A 20,558-nucleotide genomic window follows, 5' to 3' on the forward strand; every position below is an offset into this window, starting at 1 on the left:
TATGAAAAGCATTCTCGTCCCGATCGAAGACCACGGCGTCATTGAGCCTCAGCTGGAGGCTGCTCTGCAGCTCGCCCAGCTGTTCGACAGCTATATCGAGGGGATTGCCATCACGCCGGACTACCCGGTGGTCCTGCCGGTGGACATCGCCATCGGCGTTCCCTCCCCCATCACCCCCGAGAACCGCCTCGAGATGGCCCGCGCCTGCCGCGAGCGCTTCGAGGCCTTCATGACCGGAAAGCAGATCTCGCGCGCTGCTGCCGGGCTCATGGGCCTGAGTTCCGGCTGGCGACAGGACGGGCTGATGGAGGACGCCTTCCTCGGAGCCTACGGGCGCGTCTTCGACATTGTCGTCGTAGGACGGCCCGATGGATCGAACGGCCAGACGCGCCTTTCCACGGCGGAGGCCGCCCTCTTCGAGGCCGGACGGCCCGTCCTGATCGCTCCGCCGGTTCCGGCCCGCAGCTTCGGTGAAACGGCTGTCATTGCCTGGAACCGGAGCACGGAAACGGCCCGTGCGGTGCTGGATTCGATGCCGCTGCTCCGGAAGGCCAAGCGGGTCGTCGTTCTCGAGCTCGACGACTGGGGGGTTCCCGGGCCCTCCGGCTCGGAGCTTGCCCGTCATCTCCGCATGCACGATCTGCCGGCCGAAGCCATCACGGCAGCCGATCCATCCAACCGGCCCGGTGAAACGATCCTGAAGGAAGCCGCGGCCCTTGGCTGCGACCTGCTGGTGAAAGGTGCTTACACCCAGAGCCGCCTGCGGCAGATGTTCTTCGGAGGGGCGACCAGCCATATCCTGGGCAACACGACCATGCCCGTCCTGATGGCTCACTGATCGGATATCGCTCTGGCCATGTTCCGGGATGTCGCCGTCGTCCTCGATGATCGCTTCCAGCGTCTGCACATTGGATCCGCACGCCTGGAAAAGCTGGCGGAGGGATGCCGCTGGGCGGAAGGGCCGGCCTATTTTCCGGCCGGCCGCTACCTGATCTGGAGCGACGTGCCCAACGACCGGATGATGCGCTTCGACGAGACGTCGGGCGCCGTCAGCATCTTTCGCCATCCATCAGGCTATTCCAACGGCAACACGGTCGACCGGCAGGGCCGCCTCGTCACCTGCGAGCACGGGAACCGGCGCGTGACCCGCACCGAGCATGACGGCTCGATCACGGTGCTCGCCAGCCATCACCAGGGCAAGCGCTTCAACAGTCCCAACGATGTGGTGGTGAAGTCCGACGGATCGATCTGGTTCACGGATCCGGCCTACGGAATCGATTCCGACTACGAGGGCCACAAGGCCGAGAGCGAGATCGGCGATTGCCACGTCTACCGCATCGATCCGCACACAGGTGACGTCCGCATCGTCGCCGGCGATTTCGTCCGCCCGAACGGGATTGCCTTCTCGCCGGACGAGCGGCGCCTCTATGTCGCCGACACCGGTGCCACCCATGTGAAGGACGGCCCGCGGCACATCCGGGTCTTCGATGTGGACGACCGGGGAGGCCTCTCAGGCGGCAGCGTCTTCGCCACCTGCACCCAGGGCCTGTTCGACGGCTTCCGGCTGGACGATGCCGGGCGGATCTGGGCGAGCGCCGGTGACGGCGTGCATTGCTATGAGAGCGACGGCACCCTCATCGGCAAGATCCTGGTTCCGGAAGCAGTCGCCAATGTCGTGTTCGGAGGCCCGAAGCGCAACCGCCTTTACATCTGCGCCACGACGTCGTTTTACGCGATCATGCTGCCCGTGAACGGCGCGAAGACCTTTTGAAAGATGCACATGCGGCGCTTGTGAATTTCGGCCGCTTCCCGCATGAATGCGGCCCATGTCTCACTCCGGTTCCTCCTCAGCCCCCAAGGTTCGGTCAGGCGTCCTTGTCGGCATCGGCCTGATGCTGCTCGGCGTCTTCATGTTCGCCATGAACGACGTCATGGGAAAGTGGCTGGTCGCCACCTATTCCGTCGGGCAGGTCCTGCTCCTGCGCAGCATTGCGGCCCTGATGGTCCTCCTGCCCCTCATGCGTCGGCAGAAGGTTCCCTTCGAGATCCCGCCGCAGCCGGGGCTGCATGTGGTGCGCATCACGCTCTCCACCCTTGAGGTCGCTTGCTTCTACTGGGCCGTCACCTATCTGCCGCTCGCCGACGTGATGACCTACTACCTGGCGGGGCCGATCTATGTGGCGGCCTTCGCGGCCTTCTGGCTCGGCGAGAAGATCGACAAGCCGCGCATGCTTGCCATCGCCTGCGGCTTCGTCGGTGTCCTGATTGCCCTACGCCCGTCGAGCGCCACCCTGTCCCTTCCCGCCCTCATCGCGCTCGCGGGAAGCCTGTTCTATTCTCTGCTCATGATCACGACCCGCAAGCTGCGGGACACCCACGACGCCACCCTCGTGCTCGGCCAGATTCTCGGAGCCCTGATCTTCGGACTCGTTGCAGCGCCGCTCGCCTGGGTTACGCCGGGCCCGCTCGATCTTGCCGGCCTCTTCCTGCTCGGCATCGTGTCCATGGCGGCCCATGTCTGCGTGAACAGGTCCCTGAAGATCGCCCCGGCTTCCGTGGTCGCCCCCTACCAGTACACCCTCATCGTCTGGGCGATCGTGCTGGGCTATCTGTTCTTCGGCGACGTCGTGGGGTTCTGGACGCTCGTGGGTGCTGGTGTCATCTGCGGCGCAGGGCTTGCTCTCCTGCTGCTCGAGCGCGAGGCGGCCCGGCGCGGACGCGAGGCGAAGGACATCGAGACGCCGGTGCTGCCGGAGGCCTGAGTTCTGCCTGTCGCATCATCCTTTCTGACTAAGGACGGCGCGCGACCCGCGCTTGACATGCTGCACTGCAAAGTCATCAATGGCGCAATAACAGAACGGGGAGACCGATGCGCCTGAGACTTAAAATCGCTGCCGCTGCGGCAGGAATTTTCTTTGCATCTTCAGCTTTTGCTCAAGACATCAAGATCGCTCTGATCGCCGGCAAGACCGGTCCGCTCGAGGCCTACGCCAAGCAGACCGAAGCCGGCTTCATGATGGGCCTGGAGTACCTGACCAAGGGCACGATGGCCATCAACGGCCGCAAGATCAACGTGATCGTCAAGGACGATCAACTCAAGGCCGATCTCGCCAAGACGCTGCTTGAGCAGGCCTACAACGACGACAAGGTCGATCTCGCCGTCGGCACCACCTCGTCCGCTGCGGCTCTGGCCATGCTTCCCGTTGCTGAGGAGAACGGCAAGGTCCTGATCGTGGAGCCCGCCGTGGCCGACGCGATCACCGGCGAGAAGTGGAACCGCTTCATCTTCCGCACCTCCCGCAACTCGACGCAGGATGCCTATGGTGCGGCAGCCTCGGTGCCGGCAAGCGGCGACGTGTCGATTGCGACCCTCGCGCAGGACTATGCCTTCGGCAAGGACGGCGTGGCGGCCCTGAAGAACGCCCTCGCCGAGATCCGCCCGAATGCGAAGGTCGTGTTCGAGGAATATGCTCCGCAGAACGCCACCGACTTCACGGCCTCCGCTCAGCGCATCTTCGACGCGCTGAAGGACAAGCCGGGCAAGAAGATCATCAACATCATCTGGGCCGGCCAGCATCCGCTGCCGAAGATCGCCGACCTGAAGCCCGAGCGCTTCGGTATCGAGATCGCGCCCGGCGGCAACATCCTGCCGGCCATGCAGATCTACAAGAACTACCCCGGCATGGAAGGCGCGATCTACTACTACCATGCCTTCCCGAAGAACGCGATGAACGACTGGCTCGTAGCCGAGCACCAGAAGCGCTTCAATGCACCGCCGGACTTCTTCACCGCAGGTGGCTTCGCTGCGGCGTCCGCTGCCGTCACGGCCATCCAGAAGGCAGGCGGCACCGACACCGAGAAGCTGATCACGGCCATGGAGGGCATGACCTTCGAGACGCCGAAGGGGCCGATGACCTTCCGCAAGGAAGACCACCAGGCCCTGCAGGAGATGTATCACTTCAAGGTCAAGGCTAACGGCAAGGACGCGAACGACCTGCTCGATCTCGTGGCCACCATTCCGGCCGACAAGATGCCGATCCCGGTTCGGAACAAGCGCTAAACAGACCAGTGACCGCATCAACGACAACGACGCCCGCGCTTGAAACGCGCGGGCTTACTATTCGCTTCGGCGGCCATGTGGCCGTCAACGATGTGTCGTGCCGCTTCACTCCCGGCACGCTTACATCCATTGTCGGTCCCAACGGCGCCGGCAAGACCACCTATTTCAACCTGATCTCCGGCCAGTTGCGCGCCTCATCAGGTCAGGTGATCGTCGGCGGCGAGGACATCACGGGTCTTGCTCCCTCGGCCCGCACCAAGCGCGGGCTCGGACGCGCCTTCCAGCTCACCAACCTTTTTCCGCAGCTTACCGCGCTCGAAAATGTGCGCCTTGCCGTGCAGAGCCGTGCCGATGCAGGCTGGTCGCTCCTCAAGGTGTGGAACACCCGCCGCGATCTGATCGAGCAGGCGGAGGCGGTTCTGGAGCGCGTGCGGCTGGCCGACAAGCGCCACATCGCGCCGAAAGCGCTCTCGCACGGGGACCAACGCAAGCTTGAGGTCGCGCTTCTCATTGCCATGGAGCCCAAGGTCTTCATGTTCGATGAGCCGACCGCCGGCATGAGCGTCGACGAGGTGCCGACCATTCTCGAACTCATCAACGACATCAGGCAGCGTGGAGATGCCACCGTGCTTCTCGTGGAGCACAAGATGGACGTGGTGCGCTCGCTCTCGGACCGCATCATCGTGTTGCACAACGGTGCGCTTGTGGCCGACGGCGATCCCGCCGAGGTCATTGCCTCACCGGTGGTACAGGAAGCCTATCTCGGCGTGGAGGTCGCCCGTGACTGAGCCTCTCCTGCAGCTTTCCGACGTGCACACGCATATCGGCCCCTATCACATTCTCCACGGGGTGGACTTCGCCGTTCCGGCAGGCGAATTGACCATGCTGCTCGGCCGTAATGGTGCCGGCAAGTCCACGACCCTGCGCACCATCATGGGCCTGTGGCAGGCTTCCTCGGGTCGCATCCACTTCGACGGCAGCGATATCACCACCTGGTCGACGCCCGACATCGCGCGCGCCGGGATCGCCTACGTGCCGGAAGCCATGGGCATCTTCACCGATCTGACGGTGCGCGAGAATATCGTGCTCGCCGCCCGCAGCGGTCCCGTGGACAAGACCCGCCTCGACTGGATCCTGGGGCTGTTTCCCGCGCTCAAGCGCTTCTGGAACCTGCCCGCCGGCAATCTCTCCGGCGGACAGAAGCAGATGCTGGCCATTGCCCGCGCCATCGCGGAGCCCCGCCGCCTGCTGCTCATCGACGAGCCGACCAAGGGCCTGGCTCCCGTCATGGTGCGCAGCATGATCGAGGCCTTCAAGGCCCTGAAGGCGTCAGGCGAGACGATCCTGCTCGTGGAGCAGAACTTTTATGCCGCCTCGGCGCTCGGCGACAATGTGATCGTGATGGATGACGGACGCATCGTGCATTCCGGCGCCATGAGCGACCTCGTGGCGGACAAGGACATGCAGCAGCGCCTGCTCGGCCTCTCTCTGGATGCTCACCAATGAGTGACATGGCTGCCCCATCCTCGGCTCCTGCCGAGCTCCCCCGCGCGAAGACCGATTGGTTGCCGCTCCTCCTGATCCCGGCTTTGGGCCTTCTGGCCCTGCCCTTCGTCGGCAGTCCCTCGACCTGGGTGACGCTCACGGTCGCAGGGCTCGCCATGGGCATGATGATCTTCCTGATGGCCTCGGGGCTCACCCTCGTGTTCGGCCTCATGGACATCATCAATTTCGGACACGGTGTTTTCATCTCGCTCGGCGCCTACGCCACTCTTCTCGTATTGGGCCCCCTGGCCGGCTGGGCGCTGTCGGATTCCATCGGTTTGAACTTGGCGCTCCTTGGGCTTTGCATCCTGGTCGCTATGGGCGTCACGGCCCTGGCCGGGGCCGTTTTCGAGCGGGTGATCGTCCGTCCGGTCTATGGGAGCCATCTCAAGCAGATCCTGGTCACCATGGGCGGCCTGATCGTGACCGAGCAGCTGATCCACGCCATCTGGGGCGCTTCGCCGATCCCGATCCCGCTGCCGCAATCCCTGCGTGGCGCCTTCGTGCTCGGTGACATCGTCATGGAGCGCTACCGGGTTATCGCGGTCGTCATCGGTCTTGTGGTGTTCATGGGGATGCAACTGATCCTCAACCGCACCCGTATCGGCCTGCTCATCCGCGCCGGCGTCGAGAACCCGGAGATGGTCGAGGCACTGGGCTACCGCATCCGCCGGCTCTTCGTCAGCGTGTTCATCGCCGGCTCTGCGCTCGCCGGTCTCGGCGGCGTCATGTGGGCCTTCTACCGCCAGACGCTCACCGCCGGCATGGGCATGGAGGTGATGGTGCTGGTGTTCATCGTCATCATCATCGGTGGCCTCGGCTCCGTCGGCGGATGCTTCGTGGGGTCCATCCTCGTCGCCCTCGTGGCCAATTATGTCGGCTTCATCGAGCCGAAGCTGGCGCTGATCTCCAACATCCTCGTCATGGCCCTCGTCCTCGTCTGGCGTCCCCAGGGCCTGTTTCCGGTAGCACGCCGATGACCTCATCTCCTGCCCTCCCCCTTCCCTTCGACGAGACCCGCCGGCGCGGCGGGCTCCTGACCGGGCTTTTGTCCTCCGACCTGCCCCGCTCGCGGGCCTTGAGCTTCATTCTCCTCGCTATCTTCGTGCTGCTGGCCGCGACCCCTTTCCTGTTCTCGGGAAGCCAGCCCGTGGGCACGGCGGCGAAGATCTGCGTGTTCATCGTCCTGGTCGCGAGCTACGACCTGCTGCTCGGCTATTCCGGCATCGTCTCCTTCGCCCACACCATGTTCTTCGGCATCGGCGGCTACGGCATCGCCATCGCGCTCGAACGCATGGGACCTACCTGGAGCTCTGCTGCTATCGGCTTAATAGCAGCCCTCGCCCTCTCGGCCGTCCTGGCGATTGCCATCGGCCTGCTGTCGCTCCGGGTGCGCGCCATCTTCTTCTCGATGATCACCCTGGCGGTCGCGACCGCAGCAGCTGTTCTGGCCTCTCAGCTGTCTGAGATCACCGGTGGCGAGGACGGGCTGTCGTTCCAGCTGCCGCCGGCGCTTCGCCCGGCCTTCCGGCTGTTCTCCGAGCCGGTCTTCGGAACCATGATCAACGGCCGCCTGCTGGCCTATTATCTCGTTTTCGTGGTCTCGCTCCTCGTCTTCCTTGCCCTGCTGCGGATCGTGAACTCGCCCTTCGGCCGCGTGCTGCAGGCGATCCGCGAGAACGAGTTCCGGGCGGAAGCGCTGGGCTACCGGGTTGTCGCCTACCGCACGGCCGCTTCCGTCATCTCGGCCCTGGCCGCGACGATCGCCGGCGCGCTGATGGCCCTATGGCTGCGCTACAACGGACCGGACACCACCCTGTCCTTCTCGATCATGATCGACATCCTGCTCATGGTCGTAATCGGCGGCATGGGCACCATGTATGGCGCCGTCATCGGGGCGGCCCTGTTCGTCCTGGCCCAGAGCTACCTGCAGGTGCTGATGGGGGCCGGAAGTGCAGCTCTCGCAGGCATCCCGCTCCTGCCCAACCTCATTCATCCCGACCGTTGGCTGCTGTGGCTCGGCGCCTTGTTCATCATCAGCGTCTATGCCTTTCCAGGCGGCGTCGTCGGCCGCCTGAGGCAGGGCAAGTCCTAAAGGTTAGCCCGGAAACTTAAGCTACGCTCGAATCGTTTCCCTCCCAGGCGGAGGAAGCGCCATGAGTCGTGCCTTTGTTCGTGAATCTGAGGGCGGAGAAGCCTTCGAGGACCTGCCTGACCGGTCGATCAGCCCTCACCATCTCGTCACACCGGCGGGTCTCGCCCGCATGGATGCGGAAATTGCGGCCCTGGAGAAGCGCCTGAGGGACGCGCAGGTCAGGGACGACAAAGCCGAGGTCGCCCGCCTCTCCCGCGATCTGCGCTATTGGTCGGCCCGCAGGGTTTCGGCCGAGGTGGTGCCCCCGCCCACCGACACCTCCCACGTCCGCTTCGGCGCCGAGGTCACCTTCGAGCGCGAGGACGGACGCCGACAGACCTACCGCATCGTCGGAGAGGATGAGGCCGACCCTGCCAAGGGCAGCCTCTCGTACATCTCGCCCTTGGCTCAGGCCCTCATGGGCAAGGAGGTCGGGGATACCGTCATCGTCGGCCAGGGCCAGGCCGAGATCGTCTCGATCACCATCTGAGATCCTCAGCCCTCGCTCATGCAGGATCCTTGAGCGGTACGACGTTGTCCGGTGCATCTGAAGCTGCCTCTTCGTCATGCGCGGAGGCCTTCATCCTGTCGCGCAGCATCAAATCGAGCTCCTGCTGGATCTGCAGGAACTCGCTCCACTTCGAGGTCGTGATCAAGGCGCAGATCTCGACCTTCGGCTTCTCCTCATATCCCTCCCGCAGCCTTGCCTGGACGGAGCCGCGCTCGATCCTGGGATGCTCCGCCACGAGGGCCGCGATGGCCTCGATCTCGTGGCGGATCTCCGGCGTGTTCGCGCCCACCAGTCCGATGACCCGGTCGTAAGGCATCCGGTCCCGGTTGGTCAGGTTGATGATGTTCATGTTCACGAAAGTGGCGTTCGGGATCGTGATCAGAGTTCGGTCGAGCCCCCTGATCCGGGTCGAGCGGATCCCGATTTCCTCAACCCTGCCTTCGAGATTGCCGAAGCGGCACAGGTCGCCCACGCGAACTGGCCGGTCCGCATAGAGGATCAGGCCGCCGATGAAGTTCTCCAGGGTCGGCTTGGCCGCAAGGGCAACCGCCAGGCCGCCGACCCCGAGACCGGCCAGGAGACCCGCCAACGGAATTCCGAGATGGGAGGCTCCGTAGATGAGGAGTGTGGTGGCGACGGCAATACCGGCAATGCGAATGGCAGCTCGTGCCAGATGAGCGTCGATGCTCTTCGTGGCAGACAGGTAGAGCCTTCCAGCAAGGGCGTTGGAGAAGGCAATGACAGCCCAGATCATGGCGATGTAGGCGGTGCCTTCGGCAACCTCCTCGACAATGTTGTTGACCTGCCCCGTCAGGTTGATCTGGTTGTCGCTCATGTAGCGCACGAACAGAGCCGCCACGGCAACGGCACCGGGCACGATCACACCTGCCAGGACCTGCACCGTTCCGCTTGGGGACGAGGCGGCATTGCGCGCCAGGGACCGCACGCCGAGAACGGCTCCCAGGGCCAGGACCGTTACGAGCGCGAAGGCGATCCATTGCCAGACTGCCTGCCCCTCGATCTCAGTCCTGAAGGATGCCGGCAGGGCTTCGATCACCCGGAACCATTTCGGCGGCAGCAGATAGCCAGGGGACTGGCTGTAGAAGTCATAGAAATCGGCCGATCCGCCGCTCAGCTTCGGCTCGCTGCGGATAGCTTCGTAGAAGCCATCAAGCCGCAGGACCGTTGCCTTCGAGAACAGGTACTCGCCTGCCCTAGGACCGTCCGCCACGCGCACGATCCGCAGGTCCGTTCCAGGCACATTCCAGCTTGCCGGCGGCTTTTCAGTGACCTCCTCATTACCTGGGATGGCGCTTAACTCCGGCAACGGGACACGGTCGAGGATCTCTTTCAGGAGAAAGACGGATTCAAGTCTCCGGTGCTCCAGTTCGACAGGCGGGATATCCCGCAGGTCGAGAGTCTGGGAGGCTCTGGCCAAAAGGGCATCGGCCTCCGCGGCCTTCCGGTCGACGCTCTCGCTTAACGACAGGCCGGGTTCGGACCTGCTCTCCCGGTAAGCCTCCATGAGCAGAGCCGTCGCGCGTGATGTATCGGCGCGGAAGCCCTCCAGGGTTGCCCTGGGGCTCGACGTCTGCGCCGGAGAGAGGAAACCGAGACCTCCGAGCGCCTGCGGCGTCCCGACAACCTGCAAGACGATGAACAGGGCCAATAGAACCACGCTGGCAAGAGGGATTGCCATCTCGCGCAGTGCTAGTTGCAGGGAGTTCATCATGGCGCGTCCCCGGTCCTGAAATCCAAGGACCGCCATCCTAGTCCATCGGACGGGACCTTCCAACCGAAGCCATCCTTCATTCCCGCCCAGGGCGGAGAGGTCAGGTCGACGCCCGATGGGGAACGACGGCGGTCGCCTCGATTTCAATCCTGGCGGCCTTTTCCACGAGGCGCACGACCTGGACGAGCGCCATGGCCGGGTAATGGGCGCCGAAGACGTCCCGATATGCTCGGCCGAGTTCACGCAGATGCGTCAGATACTCTTCGATGTCGACCACATACCAGGTCAGCCGCACCAGATGCCGGGGCTCAGCGCCTCCCTCGGCCAGAATCGCGCGGATGTTCTCGAAGATCTGGCGCGCCTGCGCGACGAAGCCATCGGCAAAGGCACCGTTCTCATCCCAGCCGACGATGCCGCCGGTGACCACGAACCTGCCTTCGGCCATCATGCCGTTGGCATAGCCCTTCGGGGTCGGCCAGTGCTTCGGGTTCAGAACTTCGGGACCGTCATCGGCGACGGGCAAGGGAGCATCCCCAACAGCAGCTGTCATCGGAATCCTCCCGCTTAGTGATTGGATCGCTGTGCGTGCATTTTCAGGAGTTCCCGTGCAATCACGATCTTCTGCACTTCCGTCGCTCCCTCATAAATCCTCAGAGCCCTGATCTCGCGATAAAGCTCTTCGACCTTCACGCCCTTGGTGACGCCGAGGCCGCCGAAGATCTGCATGGCTTTGTCGATCACCCGCTGCGCCTCTTCCGTGGCATGCATCTTCGCCATGGCGGCCTCGCGGGTGACGCGCTCCGCACCCTGGTCCTTGGTCCATGCTGCCCGGTAGACCAGGAGCGCAGCGGTATCGACGCCCGTTGCCATGTCGGCGAGCGAGGCCTGTGTCAACTGCAGATCGCCCAGAGGAGCCCCGAAGAGCTTGCGGGAGGAAGCGTGCTGCAGCGCCTCGTCGAGCGCGCGGCGGGCAAGGCCCAAGGCTGCGGCTCCCACCGTCGAGCGGAAGACGTCGAGGGTCGCCATGGCCACCCGGAACCCCTCGCCGGAGCCTCCGACGCGCTGCGAGAGCGGCACGCGACAACCTTCGAAGCGCAGAGTTGCGAGAGGGTGGGGTGCGATGACATCGATCCGGTTCTCGATCGTCAGCCCTGGCGTCTGCGCATCGACCACATAGGCCGACAGACCCTTCGCCCCAGGCGCCTCGCCTGATCGTGCGAACACCACGTAATGGTCCGCAATGCCGCCATTCGAGATCCATGTCTTCACGCCGTCGAGGCGTACGTGATCTGGCCCGTCGGGCGTCGCAGTCGTGCTCATGGCGGCGACATCCGAACCTGCCTCAGGCTCCGACAGCGCGAAGGCTGCAATGGCTTCGCCGCGGGCAACCGGCGGCAGGTACCGTTCCTTCAGCGCTTCGGAGCCGAACAGGGTAACCGGACCCGTCCCGAGCCCCTGCATGGCGAAGGCAAAATCCGCCAAGCCGTCCTGGTAGGCCAGCGTCTCACGGGCAAGGCACAGGGTGCGGACATCAAAGGTCGGAGACAGGCCGCCATAGGCCTGGGGCACCACAGCCTTGAGCCATCCACCTTCGCCGAGGCGGCGTACGAGACTGCGGCAGGAGGCGTCCACGTCATGATGATCGATCAGAGGGCGGACCTCCCGTGCAGCCCAGTCACGCAAGCCTTCGGTAAATTGCCGGTGACGGCCCTCGAAGAAGGGCCAGGAGAGAAAGCTCGTATCGACCACGTCAATCTCCCTTGAAGACCGGTTTCTCCTTCGCCGCGAAGGCACGATAGGCGCGGGCAAAGTCCTCGGTGGTCATGCACAGAGCCTGCGCCACAGCCTCGGCCTCAATGGCCTCTTCGACCGACATGGCCCATTCCATCGCGAGCATGCGCTTCGTCATCGTATTGGCATAGGTTGGTCCGGTCCCGATCATCCGAGCCAGGTTGCCTGCCTCGCCCAGGAGTTCACCGGAATCGACAACGCGACTGAAGAAGCCCCACCGCTCGCCTTCCTCGGCACTCATGAAGCGGCCCGTATAGAGCAGCTCCGAGGCCCGGCCCTGACCAATGATGCGCGGGAGGATGGCGCAGGCGCCCATATCGCAGCCTGCAAGGCCCACCTTGTTGAACAGGAACGCCACCTTCGCGCCAGGCGCCGCTAGCCGAATGTCGGAGGCCATCGCCACGATGGCGCCAGCGCCGGCGCAGATGCCTTCAACGGCCGCAATGATCGGTTGAGGCGCAGCCCGCATGGCCTTCACCAGTTCCCCGGTCATGCGTGTGAAAGCGGTGAGGCCTTTCGTGTCCATCTCGACCAGCGGGCCGATGATTTCGAAGACATCACCTCCGGACGAGAAGTTCCCGCCGGCCCCTGTCACGACGATGACTTTGACCTCATCGTCCTTTGCACAGGCGTGGAAGAAATCCGCCAGCTCGCGGTAGCTCTCGAAGGTGAGCGGGTTCTTCTTCTCCGGGCGATTGAGCGTGACCGTCGCAACAGGCCCATCGACAGTGAGGAGAAAATGGCGCGGCTCATAAGCGGCAAGCGGCAACGTGACGGAATTGGCAACCTGCATCACTGGCCCTCTCCTTGAATGGCGCGCCGCGCCGACAGCTTGGTCTTTCCGAGAAGCCGCATCAGCTCGCCCCGATCCTTCTCCGTCAGATCGCCGAACAATTCGGCAATCCAGTGCTCATGTTCGGCCGCCATGGTGCGAAACTCGGCGCGCCCGCTTTCCGTCAGACTGATCACCGACGCTCTGCGATCCGTCGGAGAAGCCGTGCGCACGATGTGACCGGAGGCGACGAGCCGATCGACGAGACCGGTGAGATTCCCGTTCGAGACCATCATGCGCTTTGAGAGATCGGACAGGGTCATCCCATCCGGCGCCTTGTCGAGCTGCGCCATCAGGTCGAAACGCGGCAAGGTGACGTCGAACTGCTCTCGCAGGCGGCGGCGCACTTCGCCTTCGATGAGGGTGGTGCAGGTGAGAATGCGCAGCCAGAGGCGCAGTTCCTCCCGGTGATCCTCCGGCATCTCGACCGCCTTGGTTTCGGCATCGAGCGGAATTGCCTGATCGTCCATCTCAGATCTCTCCCCCGGCCACCACGATGGCCTGCCCCGTCACGGATCGTGCTTCTTCGCTGCAGAGCCAGAGCACCGCGCCGGCCACCTCCGATGGGTCAATCAATCTGCCCTGCGGGTTATGCTTCACGAGTTCGCCCAAAGCTTCGTCCCGGGTCCGGCCGGTCTTCGCCATGATCTTCTCGAGGCTCTCCGCCACGAGATCAGTATCGGTAAAACCCGGACAGACGGCATTTACGGTCACGCCGGTTCTGGCGGTCTCAAGCGCGAGGGCGCGAATGAAGCCGATCACTGCGTGCTTCGCAGCGCAATAGGCGCTTACATAGGGATAGCCCTTCAAGCCTGCCGTGGAGGCGACGGCCACGATCCGACCGAAGCCCCGTTCGGTCATGGAACTCAGCACGGCCTGCGCCACGTTCGTGACGCCGAGCAGATTCACGTCCAGCATCTGCCGGAAGACCTCAGGACCGGATTTCATGAACGGTGCGGACGCCGCCCCTCCGGCATTGGCGATCATCAGATCGACCGGCCCGTTGCGTGCAACCGCTTCCTGCACGGCGGCCTGCACTCTCTGCGAATCCGAAACATCCGCCACGGCAGCCGCATGAGCATCGCCCTGCATGATGGCTTGCTCGAGCGTCGCGGGGTTGCGCCCCACGATGGTCACGGTCGCTCCGGCTTTGACGAGCGATGCTGCAATCGCTCGACCGATCCCGCGGCCGCCGCCGGTGACCAGTGCATGCCGGCCCTTGAGAGTTGTCATGGTCATGTCATTCCGCCGCGAGAGGCTTCTCACCGGCCTCCATCTTCAGCTCGGCCCGGGTCTTGGGCTTGGCCTTGACCTTCAGCTCCTCCAGATCCTGACGGTCGCGCACGGAGTTGCGGAAGATCTGATCCCGGCCGGCATGATATTGCGGCGGACAATGAATGCTTGCAGCACCGTACCAGGCCGCAGCCTTCATGGTGAAGAACGGATCGACGAGATGCGGCCGGCCGAGGGCGACGAGATCCGCCCGTCCTGCGGCGAGGATCGTGTTCACCTGATCGGCCGTCGTGATGTTGCCGACGCACATTGTGGCGACACGTGCCTCGTTGCGCACCTGATCGGAAAACGGCGTCTGGAACATGCGCCCGTAGATCGGCCGTGCCTCGCGCACGGTCTGTCCTGTCGAAACGTCGACGAGATCGACCCCGTGCTCGGCAAAAGCACGGGCGACCTCGACCGCGTCCTCGCCGGTTACACCGCCCTCGGCCCAATCCGTCGCGGAGATACGCACCGACATGGGCTTATGCGCAGGCCAGACCTCACGCATGGCGTCGAACACCTCCAGCGGATAGCGCAAGCGGTTTTCGATGGAGCCGCCATACTCGTCCGTGCGCCGGTTGGTGAGCGGCGAGATGAAGCTCGCCAGCAGGTATCCGTGAGCGCAGTGGAGTTCGAGCATGTCGAAACCGGCACGCTCGCCACGAACAGCCGCCTCGACGAACTGCGCCTTGATGGTGTCGAGTTCCGCCCGTGTCACCTCGCGCGGCACCTGGCTGTCCGGGAAGTAGGGAATCGGCGATGCGGAGCAGATGTCCCAGGCGCCCTCTTCCAGCGGTCGGTCGATGCCCTCCCACATGAGCTTGGTGGCACCTTTCCGACCCGCATGCCCGAGTTGCAGACAGATCTTCGTCTCCGAGTTCGCATGAACGAAGTCGACGATCCGCTTCCAGGCGGCCTCCTGCTCGTCGTTCCATAGGCCGGTGCAGCCGAGCGTGATGCGGGATTGCGGCGAGACGCAGGTCATCTCTGTGAACACGAGCCCCGCACCACCCGTAGCGCGTGCACCGTAATGAACAAGATGGAAATCGTTCGGCACTCCGTCTTTGGCCGAGTACATGTCCATCGGAGACACGACCACCCGGTTGGCGATTTTCATCTCCCGCAGCCGATACGGCTGGAACATGGGGACCGTGGGGCTCTCCACCGAAACGTCGAAGCCCTGCCGGCGCACCTGCTTCGCAAAGGTCTGGTCAACCGCCGTGACGAAATTGGGCGCCCGCAGACGCAGGTTGTCGTAGGTGATCGCCTTGGCGCGGGTCATCACGCCGAAAGCGAACTGCACCGGATCGAAATCCCAGAAGCGCGCCACGTGCTCGAACCAGACCAGCGACACGTCGGCCGCGTGCTGCGTCTTCTCGACCTCCTCGCGCCGCCCCGTCTCATAGAGCGCCAGGGCTCCCTCGACGTTTGAACTGCGCTTGAGGGCTTCATAGAGAGCGATGGCATCCTCCATGGCGAGCTTCGTGCCCGAACCGATGGAGAAATGCGCCGAAGCCTTGGCGTCGCCGAGCAGCACCTTGTTGCCCATGACCCAGCGCTTGTTGCGGATCATCGGGAAGTTGCGCCAGATCGAACGGTTGGTGAGAATGCGATGCCCGCCGAGGAACCAGCCGAAAATCCGTTCCATGAGCGCGGCGGATTCTGCCTCGCTCTTGTCCTTCAACCCGGCGCGCTCGAAGGTCTCCGGGTCGGTCTCGAACACCCAGGTGGAGCGGTTCGCCTCATACTGATAGGCATGGGCGATGAAGGGGCCCCACTCGGTCTCCTGGAAGATGAAGGTGAAGGCATCGAGCGGCTTGGTCGAACCCATCCAGGTGAACTTGTTGGGCCTCAGGTCCACTTCGGGCTGGAAGTGATCCGCATAGCGCTCCCGGAAGCGGCTGTTGATGCCGTCGGCCACCACCACGAGATCCGCATCCGCGAACAGGCTCTCGTCATCGACATCCGCCTCGTAGCGCAACGTGACGCCGAGTTCCTCGGCCCGGTCCTGCAGGATCAGGAGAAGCGTGCGCCGTGAGCAGCCGCAGAAGCCGTTGCCTCCGATCCGGTGCTCGGTTCCCCTGAAATGGATGGAGATGTCATCCCAATAGGCGAACTCGCGGACGATCCTCTGATAGCTCGGCAGGTCGTGTTTCTCGAAATTGTCGAGGGTTGCATCGGAAAAAACGACCCCGAAGCCGAAGGTCTCGTCGGCCCGGTTGCGCTCATATACCGTGATGTCGGCTTCCGGCCTGAGCTTCTTCAGCAGAATTGCGAAATAGAGCCCCGCAGGGCCGCCGCCGATGATCGCCGTCTTCATGGGATCCTGTCCAAGTTACTAATTTATTTTAAGCTTAAAATAATTGCTGATCAACCTGAAAGCTGGTTCCTCGACTCCCGGCATAATCAGGCACTCATCGCCTCAGGCGGCTTGGCAACCTCCTGCGCAATGCGCCGAAGTTCGAAACGTTGAAGCTTCCCGGTTTGCGTCCGCGGCAACGCATCCACATACTCGATCACACGTGGATATTTGTACGGGGCGATCTCCTGTTTCACGTGATCCTGAATGGCTTTGGTCATTTCTGCGCTCGGGACGTAATCTGGACGCAGAACCACGTAAGCTTTCACAACCGTACCGCGGCCGTCATCCGGCGCTCCGACGACACCGCATTCCGCCACGGCCGGATGGGTGAGGAGCGCCGCCTCGACTTCAGGTCCCGCGATGTTGTAGCCTGCGGAGATGATCATGTCGTCGGAGCGGGCCTGGTACCAGAAGTATCCATCCTCATCCATGAGGTAGGTATCGCCCGTGACGTTCCAGCCGCCCTGCACGTACTTGCCCTGCCGCTCGTCGGCGAGGTAGCGGCACCCGGTCGGCCCACGGACGGCCAGACGGCCGACGCTGCCGGGCGGCAGATTGCGCCCCTCCTCGTCGATGACCTTTGCCTCGTATCCGGGAACGGGCTTGCCGGTCGCACCGGGACGGATCTCCTCCTCCCTGGCGGCGATGAAGATGTGCAGCATTTCCGTCGCTCCGATCCCGTCCATGAGCCGGATGCTCGTCGCATCCCTCCACGCCTCGAAGGTGCCCTTCGGCAGGGGTTCGCCGGCGGAGACGCATTTGCGCAAGGACGAGATGTCGTAGCCTTCAAGCTTCGACAGCATGGCGCGGTAGGCTGTCGGCGCCGTGAAGCAGATCGTGGCCTTGTACTGCATGATCGCCGGGAGGAGATCGTCAGGACCGGCTTTCTCCAGCAGCACGGTCGAGGCGCCGACCCGCATCGGAAACAGCACGATGCCGCCGAGGCCGAATGTGAAGGCGAGAGGCGGCGAGCCGATGAAGCGGTCGCTCGGCTCGGGCCGCAGCACGTTGCGCGAGTAGGCATCGCAGATCGCCAGCATATCGCGATGGAAATGCATCGTGCCCTTCGGCTCGCCCGTCGTGCCGGAGGTGAAGCCGATCAGGCACACATCGTCCGCGGCCGTATCCACGGCCTCGAACTCGGCCGAAGCTCCGGCGATTAAGGCTTCCAGGCTCTCCGGTTTGCCCGCCCCCCAGTACACGACGTGCTGCAGATCGGGCGCCAAGGTCTTGGCGCGCTCCATCTCCTCAGCGAGGCGATGGTCGCAGAGCGCTATCGTGATGCGGGCCTTGTTCAACGGATATGCGATCTCCCTGGCCCGCAGCAGCGGCATGGTGGCGACGACAACGCCCCCGGCCTTCAGCACCGCCAAGTAGGCTGCCACCATCATGGGGTTATTGGCGGATCGCAGGAGAACCCGGTTGCCGGGCACGAAACCAAGCCGCTGGGCCAGCACGTTGCAGATCCGGTTCACCCGCTCCTGGAGCTCGCGATAGGTGAGCGTCTCGGCCGGGCTAATCAGGCAGGGCTCGTCGCCCCTGCCCGCCTCGACCCATCGGTCGAGGAATGCCACGGCGCAATTCAATCGCTCGGGATACTGCAGTTCGGGACGGGTAAAGATGAATGCCGGCCACTGTTCCTCGGGCGGAAGGTTGTCTCTCGCGAAGGTATCCACATGAGCCGTTTCCGCCATCGTCCGCTCCTCCGTTCGATTGTGGAGCAGGAGAGCAATGCCGCGCGGGCCTGGAGAGATTGGGTCCCGATACGCCGAAAGTAGCAAACGCGCTCCTCAGGCTCCCTCGTCCCGCTCCTCACGCAGCTGTCATCCCACCAGCCTTCCCCTGCGAAACAATCCACTTGAAGAAGGCAGAATTTATTTTAAACTTAAAACAATCCTTGGCAATCCCAATTTTTGGGGACGCCAGCACGAGGGCTCCAACAAAGGGAGTATTCGGCACAAAAGTTTTGCGGCAGAGTAACGCCGCCCCTTCCGTCGAGGCGCCTTACGTCCCGCCGGGAACAATCACGCAAGCACGGCAAACGTGCGCAGGGAACAGCCACTCGGGAGATCATGATGAACGTAACAATCAAAACCCTTGGCCTCGCAGCGGCCGTGACTCTGACTGGAGCGCCTGCCATGGCGCAGGAGAAGCTGAAGGTCGGCCTCCTCCTCACCCTCTCCGGCCCCTCGGCAGTGCTCGGCCAGCATGCGCGGGATGGCTTCCAGCTCGCCATGAAGGATCTCGGCGGGAAACTCGGCGGACGCGACGTCGAAGTGATCGTCGTCGACGATGAGCTGAAGCCCGACGTCGCCGTGACGAAGGTCAAAGGCCTCATCGAGCGCGATAAGGTCGACTTTGTCGTCGGCCCGATCTTCTCGAACGTGGCGGTTGCCACCCACAAGCCGATCGTCGATTCCAAGACCTTCTACATCAGCGTGAATGCCGGCCCGTCGAACCTCGCTGGCAAGAGCTGCAACCCGTACTTCTTTGCCACCTCCTACCAGAATGACCAGAATCACGAGGTTCTGGGCAAGGTCGCGCAGGACCGCGGCTACAAGAAGGTTTATCTGCTGGCGCCGAACTATCAGGCCGGCAAGGATGCACTGGCCGGATTCAAGCGCCACTACAAGGGCGAGATCGTCGAGGAATCCTACACTCCTCTCAACACACTCGACTTCCAGTCCGAGCTTGCGAAGATCGCCTCCATGCAGCCGGACGCCATCTTCACCTTCATGCCGGGCGGCATGGGCGTGAATCTCGTCAAGCAGTACCGCGCAGCGGGTCTTGCAGACCGCATCCCTTTCCTCTCCGCCTTCACGGTGGACGAGTCGACACTGCATGCCCAGCAGGACGCGGCGCTCGGTATGTTCGGAGGCTCGAACTGGGCTCCGAACCTCGATACACCGCAGAACAAGAAGTTCGTGGAGGACTATGTGGCGGCCTTTAACGCCGTCCCGGCCTCCTATGCGATGCACTCCTACGACGCGGCTCTCCTGATCGATGCTGCCCTCAGGGCGACGGGTGGCAAGACCGACAATAAGGACGCCCTGCGCTCAGCCATTCAGAAGGCTGAGTTCAAGTCTCTGCGTGGCGACTTCAAGTTCGGCGCCAACGGTTTCCCGATCCAGGACTTCTATCTGGTGAAGGCCGCAAAGCGCCCCGATGGCAAGCTGCAGACCGAGATCGTCGAGAAGGTGTTCGACGATTACACGGATGCCTACGCCAAGGAGTGCACGCCGACGAACTGAGCCCTTTCGGCTGACCCGGCCTGTCTCGGAGGGATCTGAGACAGGCCGCTTTTTCAAAGCACTCTTTATGATGCTCTCGCCTGAGGGCATGCGAGCGGAGGCTCGGTTGATGCAGGTCTGCAGCCAGTGATGCCCCGATGACAGCAACCCTCTTTCTCGTACAGGCTCTGAACGGCCTTCAGTTCGGCCTCATCCTCTTCCTCATCGCCGCCGGCCTCACTCTGGTCTTCGGGGTGATGGACTTCATCAACCTGGCGCACGGCGTGCAATACATGGTCGGCGCCTATCTGGTCGCGGCGTTCAGCGCCTGGACCGGGAGCTTCGGCTGGGCGCTCCTCCTCGCTCTGCCAACCGCGCTGGCCTTCGGCCTCCTCCTGGAAGTGCTTGTGTTCCGCCATCTCTATGATCGCGATCATCTCGACCAGGTGCTCGCCACTTTCGGCGTGATCCTCTTCCTGAACCAAGGCGTGAAGTTCGTCTGGGGCGCGGCACCTTTGAGCGTTCCCGTACCCGAACTGCTCTCGGGTTCGGTGGAGATCGCAAACGGACTGCTCTATCCGGTCTACCGACTTGCCATCATCGCAGCCGGTCTCGTGATCGCCGGCCTGCTCTATGTTCTCGTCAATCACACGCGCGTCGGCATGCTGGTACGCGCAGGCGCCAGCAACGCCTCCATGGTTTCGGCGCTTGGCGTCAACATCCAGCGGTTGTTCATGGTGGTGTTCGGTTTCGGCGCCATGCTGGCGGGCTTCGCCGGCGCCATGGTTGCGCCGATCCTGTCCGTCGAGCCCGGCATGGGCGACAACATCCTCATCCTGGCCTTTGTGGTCATCGTCATCGGCGGCATCGGGTCAATCCGTGGCGCATTCCTGGCTGCGCTGCTGATCGGCCTCGTGGACACGGTCGGCCGCTCCTTCGCGCCCAATCTGCTGCGCCTTGTCCTTGATCCCGCGGCCGCCAGCCAGACCGGGCGCGCCATTGCGCCAATGCTGATCTACATCTTCATGGCCGCCGTGCTGTTCTTCCGACCCTCTGGCCTGTTTCCTGTAAAGCGTTGAGGGCGGA

Annotated in this window: 19 protein-coding genes; 11 read left to right on the forward strand and 8 right to left on the reverse strand. The window is 63.5% G+C overall.

Going from position 1 to position 20,558, the window contains the following annotated elements; genetic code table 11:
- Position 1: 1 nt before the first annotated feature.
- The 9 genes from MA07_RS11695 (at position 2) to greA (ending at position 8,229) form a co-directional block, all read left to right on the forward strand.
- The gene (locus MA07_RS11695) at positions 2–838 is read left to right on the forward strand and encodes a universal stress protein (protein ID WP_036350722.1); all 837 of its coding nucleotides are present in this window, start codon (positions 2–4) and stop codon (positions 836–838) included.
- An 18-nt stretch (positions 839–856) separates the two neighbouring features.
- The gene (locus MA07_RS11700) at positions 857–1,771 is read left to right on the forward strand and encodes an SMP-30/gluconolactonase/LRE family protein (RefSeq protein ID WP_036350724.1); all 915 of its coding nucleotides are present in this window, start codon (positions 857–859) and stop codon (positions 1,769–1,771) included.
- A gap of 55 nt (positions 1,772–1,826) precedes the next feature.
- On the forward strand, positions 1,827–2,762 hold the full coding sequence (locus tag MA07_RS11705; RefSeq protein ID WP_036350725.1) for a DMT family transporter: 936 nt from the start codon (positions 1,827–1,829) through the stop codon (positions 2,760–2,762).
- Positions 2,763–2,869: 107 nt separating this feature from the next.
- On the forward strand, positions 2,870–4,060 hold the full coding sequence (locus MA07_RS11710; RefSeq protein ID WP_036350727.1) for a substrate-binding domain-containing protein: 1,191 nt from the start codon (positions 2,870–2,872) through the stop codon (positions 4,058–4,060).
- A gap of 8 nt (positions 4,061–4,068) precedes the next feature.
- Positions 4,069–4,848, forward strand: a complete 780-nt coding sequence (locus MA07_RS11715) for an ABC transporter ATP-binding protein (protein ID WP_036350729.1) — start codon at positions 4,069–4,071, stop codon at positions 4,846–4,848.
- Positions 4,841–5,566 (forward strand): ABC transporter ATP-binding protein, encoded by a 726-nt coding sequence (locus MA07_RS11720; RefSeq protein ID WP_036350730.1) that lies wholly within the window; start codon positions 4,841–4,843, stop codon positions 5,564–5,566. The genes MA07_RS11715 and MA07_RS11720 overlap by 8 nt, the downstream gene beginning before the upstream one ends.
- Positions 5,563–6,585, forward strand: coding sequence for a branched-chain amino acid ABC transporter permease (locus MA07_RS11725; RefSeq protein WP_036350732.1), 1,023 nt, complete (start codon positions 5,563–5,565; stop codon positions 6,583–6,585). Before MA07_RS11720 ends, MA07_RS11725 begins: the two co-directional genes overlap by 4 nt.
- Positions 6,582–7,700 (forward strand): branched-chain amino acid ABC transporter permease, encoded by a 1,119-nt coding sequence (locus MA07_RS11730; protein WP_244445238.1) that lies wholly within the window; start codon positions 6,582–6,584, stop codon positions 7,698–7,700. The genes MA07_RS11725 and MA07_RS11730 overlap by 4 nt, the downstream gene beginning before the upstream one ends.
- Positions 7,701–7,761: 61 nt before the next feature.
- On the forward strand, positions 7,762–8,229 hold the full coding sequence (greA, locus tag MA07_RS11735) for a transcription elongation factor GreA (protein WP_036350734.1): 468 nt from the start codon (positions 7,762–7,764) through the stop codon (positions 8,227–8,229).
- A 16-nt stretch (positions 8,230–8,245) separates the two neighbouring features.
- Here greA and MA07_RS11740 read toward each other — a convergent pair whose 3' ends face one another.
- From MA07_RS11740 to MA07_RS11775, 8 genes are all read right to left on the reverse strand, one after another.
- Positions 8,246–9,982 carry a mechanosensitive ion channel domain-containing protein gene (locus MA07_RS11740; RefSeq protein ID WP_160195432.1) on the reverse strand — a complete coding sequence of 579 codons (1,737 nt, stop codon included), beginning with the start codon at positions 9,980–9,982 and terminating at the stop codon, positions 8,246–8,248.
- 100 nt (positions 9,983–10,082) lie between these two features.
- Positions 10,083–10,532, reverse strand: a complete 450-nt coding sequence (locus MA07_RS11745; protein ID WP_036350736.1) for a RidA family protein — start codon at positions 10,530–10,532, stop codon at positions 10,083–10,085.
- 14 nt (positions 10,533–10,546) lie between these two features.
- Positions 10,547–11,731, reverse strand: coding sequence for an acyl-CoA dehydrogenase family protein (locus MA07_RS11750; protein WP_036350737.1), 1,185 nt, complete (start codon positions 11,729–11,731; stop codon positions 10,547–10,549).
- 1 nt (position 11,732) lies between these two features.
- Entirely contained in the window at positions 11,733–12,569 is an 837-nt protein-coding gene (locus MA07_RS11755; RefSeq protein ID WP_036350739.1) for an enoyl-CoA hydratase family protein, read from the reverse strand.
- Positions 12,566–13,075: a MarR family transcriptional regulator gene (locus MA07_RS11760; RefSeq protein ID WP_152568836.1), complete on the reverse strand. Its 510-nt coding sequence runs from the start codon at positions 13,073–13,075 to the stop codon at positions 12,566–12,568. Before MA07_RS11760 ends, MA07_RS11755 begins: the two co-directional genes overlap by 4 nt.
- 1 nt (position 13,076) lies before the next feature.
- Positions 13,077–13,844, reverse strand: a complete 768-nt coding sequence (locus tag MA07_RS11765; protein ID WP_081928933.1) for an SDR family oxidoreductase — start codon at positions 13,842–13,844, stop codon at positions 13,077–13,079.
- 1 nt (position 13,845) lies between these two features.
- Positions 13,846–16,200 carry a bifunctional salicylyl-CoA 5-hydroxylase/oxidoreductase gene (locus MA07_RS11770; RefSeq protein WP_036350742.1) on the reverse strand — a complete coding sequence of 785 codons (2,355 nt, stop codon included), beginning with the start codon at positions 16,198–16,200 and terminating at the stop codon, positions 13,846–13,848.
- Between the two features lie 86 nt (positions 16,201–16,286).
- Positions 16,287–17,936, reverse strand: a complete 1,650-nt coding sequence (locus MA07_RS11775; RefSeq protein WP_052003098.1) for a benzoate-CoA ligase family protein — start codon at positions 17,934–17,936, stop codon at positions 16,287–16,289.
- 381 nt (positions 17,937–18,317) lie between these two features.
- Between MA07_RS11775 and MA07_RS11780 the strand changes: the two genes are divergently transcribed.
- Both MA07_RS11780 and MA07_RS11785 read left to right on the forward strand, forming a co-directional pair.
- The gene (locus tag MA07_RS11780) at positions 18,318–19,493 is read left to right on the forward strand and encodes an ABC transporter substrate-binding protein (protein ID WP_152568837.1); all 1,176 of its coding nucleotides are present in this window, start codon (positions 18,318–18,320) and stop codon (positions 19,491–19,493) included.
- Positions 19,494–19,630: 137 nt separating this feature from the next.
- A complete protein-coding gene (locus tag MA07_RS11785; protein WP_036350744.1) occupies positions 19,631–20,551 on the forward strand; it encodes a branched-chain amino acid ABC transporter permease in 921 nt (306 codons plus the stop codon).
- The last annotated feature ends 7 nt before the right edge of the window (positions 20,552–20,558 follow it).

Origin of the sequence: Microvirga sp. BSC39, assembly GCF_000739015.1 — a bacterium.
Classification (GTDB): Bacteria; Pseudomonadota; Alphaproteobacteria; order Rhizobiales; family Beijerinckiaceae; genus Microvirga.